Raw genomic sequence first — 1,077 nt, forward strand, 5'->3', positions numbered from 1 at the left:
TTTTTTGATATCAATTTGCCCGCGCAGCCTGCGAGTATTGAAAAAATCGCTTTGGCATTCTCTAGCGAGCAAACGCTGGCACAAGTCGGCGATGTCGATATTCAGGTACTACAAGGCAGTCAGGTATTGATGACTTGTCAGCTGAGCAGTGCTGGGCGTAATGAAAAAGCCATTATTTTGGCGGAGTGTTATCGCAGACAAGGCAACTGGAAGTTTCGCTTTATCGCGCAAGGATTTAATGGCGGCCTAAAACCGTTGTCGGAGCACTTTGGCGTTGAGATTGCTGATGATGCGCCAGCACCCCAAAATACAACGCAAAATCAGGCTCAGCTGATTAATACGCAAAAAGCAGACAATACCTCTCAAGCGAGTACTCCGCCACCGATTCCTGCGACCCCGTCGGTCAACCTAAACAAAATCACTTTAACCAAAAATCAGTCCAGCATCAATCTGAAAAAGCGCGATGATTTTGGCAAAATCTCAGTGAACTTAGACTGGAACCAACGTTCAGATGGTAATAAGTCAGCACCCAAGAAAGGCCTATTGGGTGATCTGTTCAAACAGCATCAATCAAGCGGTATCGATCTAGATGTTGGCGCGATGATTCATCTAAAAAACGGCGAAAAAACCCTGATTCAAGCACTGGGTAATCGCTTTGGTAGCCTGCAATCAGCGCCTTATGTATGCCTGCGAGCCGATGATAGAACGGGGCAGGTGAGTGGCGGTGAGTGGCTTGATATCAATGGTAAGCAGTGGTCACAGATTGAGGAGGTATTTATCTTTGCCTTTATTTATGAGGGCGCGCCAAACTGGGAAAAAACCGATGGCGTCGTGACCATTCATGTACCCGATCAGTCACCGATTGAGACCCGTTTAACAGAAGGGGCTAGTAACTTGCCGATGTGTGCCATCGCGCGTTTGGTCAATCAGCAAGGCAGTATCAATGTCGAGCGTATTAATCAGTATTTTAAAGGGCATCAGGAGATGGACAAAGCCTTTAACTGGGGATTTAGCTGGAAGCGTGGGCGCAAATAACAGCGTTAATAATACTCTTTTATAGTGAATTCAGTATAAAAA

The 1,077-nt window shown here is 46.1% G+C and carries 1 protein-coding gene; it reads left to right on the plus strand.

Features of this window, described 5'->3' with window-relative positions; all coding sequences use genetic code 11:
• A partial coding sequence (locus B3V51_RS02895; RefSeq protein WP_286707926.1) for a TerD family protein occupies positions 1-1,035 on the plus strand: 1,035 nt, incomplete at its 5' end.
• Positions 1,036-1,077: the final 42 nt, after the last annotated feature.

The organism is Psychrobacter sp. UBA2514 (assembly GCF_002341255.1).
GTDB classification, from domain to species: Bacteria; Pseudomonadota; Gammaproteobacteria; order Pseudomonadales; family Moraxellaceae; genus Psychrobacter; species Psychrobacter pacificensis.